This is a genomic window from Halorubrum sp. AJ67, from assembly GCF_000513435.1.
In genome coordinates this window covers 44,769-46,556 of record NZ_CBVY010000002.1, presented here as the reverse complement: position 1 = coordinate 46,556, position 1,788 = coordinate 44,769, and the positions used below count along the sequence as shown (strand labels likewise).

At 66.2% G+C, this 1,788-nt stretch carries 2 protein-coding genes; one reads left to right on the top strand and one right to left on the bottom strand.

Annotation, left to right across the window (positions count from 1 at the left end):
- The coding region (gene nadE, locus BN903_RS02380; RefSeq protein WP_154018031.1) for an NAD(+) synthase at positions 1-889 on the bottom strand (889 nt) is incomplete at its 3' end.
- Positions 890-1,276: 387 nt separating this feature from the next.
- On the opposite strand from nadE, the gene BN903_RS02375 reads away from it, so the two are divergent.
- Positions 1,277-1,788 (top strand): Rrf2 family transcriptional regulator (locus BN903_RS02375; RefSeq protein ID WP_079890569.1); only part of this gene is annotated, 512 nt, incomplete at its 3' end.

Genomic DNA, 1,788 nt, shown 5'->3' with positions numbered 1-1,788 from the left:
CGAGCTCGCGGTCGACGGGCGCGAACTCGCCGGCGCGCTCGCCGCCAGTCACGTTGGCGTCGGCGACCGCCGCCGCGATCCGTTTGACGACCGCGTCTGGGTCCAGCCCGCGGTCGACGCCGAGGTGGAGGACGGGATCGATCACCTCGTAGGGAGCGCCCAGATCGTCCGCGTCGCGCTGCCCCGGCAGGAACCCGGCGGACGGTGGCTTCTCGACGACGAACTCCGGGACGTTGAGTTCGGCCGCAAGCGACCGGACGTGTGTCTTGTAGAGGTGGCCGAGCGGGAACAGGTCGGCCGCGCCGTCGCCGTGTTTCGTCAGGTAGCCCGAGAGCAGTTCGCTCCGGTTGGCGGTGCCACAGACCAGGCGGTTCGTCGCGTTGGCGGCGAGGTACGCGACGGCCATGCGGAGGCGCGCGACCGCGTTTCCGGACCGGACCGGCTCGTCGTGGAGGTCGAACCGGTCGGGGACGACCGCGCCGAACTGCGCGAACAGCGGCTGGAGGTGAACGGTGTCGTGTTCGATCCCCAGCGCCTCCGCGAGCGCCTCTGCGTCGCGGGCGTGCGGCGCGCCGATCTTGTTACACGGCAGTACCAGCCCGTACACCCGGTCGGCACCGAGGGCCTCGACGGCGAGTGCGGCCGTCACCGTCGAGTCGAGGCCGCCGCTCATGTTCACGACCGCCCCGTCGGCACCCGCGGCGTCAACCCGCTCCACGACGAACGACCGGATCCGGTCGCGCTCGACCGTCGGATCGCGGTCCGGGAGCAGCGACCGGTAGGGCGACCGATCGCGGTCAGTGACGGGCCCGTCGTCGGCCGCAACGCTGCTGCTCGACTCCGACGAGGCGGACCCGTCGGGACCGAACGCGGACTCGCGGTCAGCCATCGATCTCTCCCTCCTGGCCCGTCGGTACTCCGGCTCGAACGAGCCGCCCGCCGACTCCGCTCCGTTCGTCGATCCGAATCGTCATCGGTTGTCCGCGGCTTCCGTTCGCCCCGGTAAATACCTGCGGTGTAGATAATATAAGGAATTGAGACTCTTCACCCACTACCTGTAGATATTAGCATAAATTTGTACACGTACATGGATTATTCCCCATATAACTTCTATACTCACGGAATTCATCTCCGTTTGGGTGGCTGCCCTCACGATTACTCACTTCGGAACCATAGGAATCTATATATTCAACTTTGATCCGGATATACGCCGGTATCAAGCATATAATGTCGTTATATACGAACATTTATTGTCTAAACTGCGGTCGATATATCCATGTCGAACATTGAGTTGAGTTCCAGCCAGAATCGCGTGCTCACCGCGCTCGTGAACCTCTCCGAGGGGCGGGACGCGCCGGTACAGGGACGCGAGATAGCCGACGCCATCGACCGCAACGCGGGGACGGTTCGCAACCGGATGGGAAGCCTCCGAACGCTCGGTCTCGTCGAGGGGGTCGCCGGTCCCGACGGCGGCTACGTCCCGACCGACAGCGCGTACGACGTACTCGGCATCGAGCGGCTGGAGGACGCCGCGACGACCCCCGTCGAGCGCGAGGGAGCCCCTGTCGAGGACGTCACGGTCGCGGAGATCGACCTGTCGAGCGTCGCGAACCCCGAACTGTGCCGCGCCGAACTCGTGATCCGCGGTCCGGTCGGTCCCTTCGACGCGGGCGATCACGTCACCGTCGGGCCGACGCCCGCGACCGGGCTGCGGCTCTCGGGCGTGGTGGACGCGACGAACGTCGACGGCAACTCCCTTCTGGTCCGCGTCGACGGGATGGAGACGCC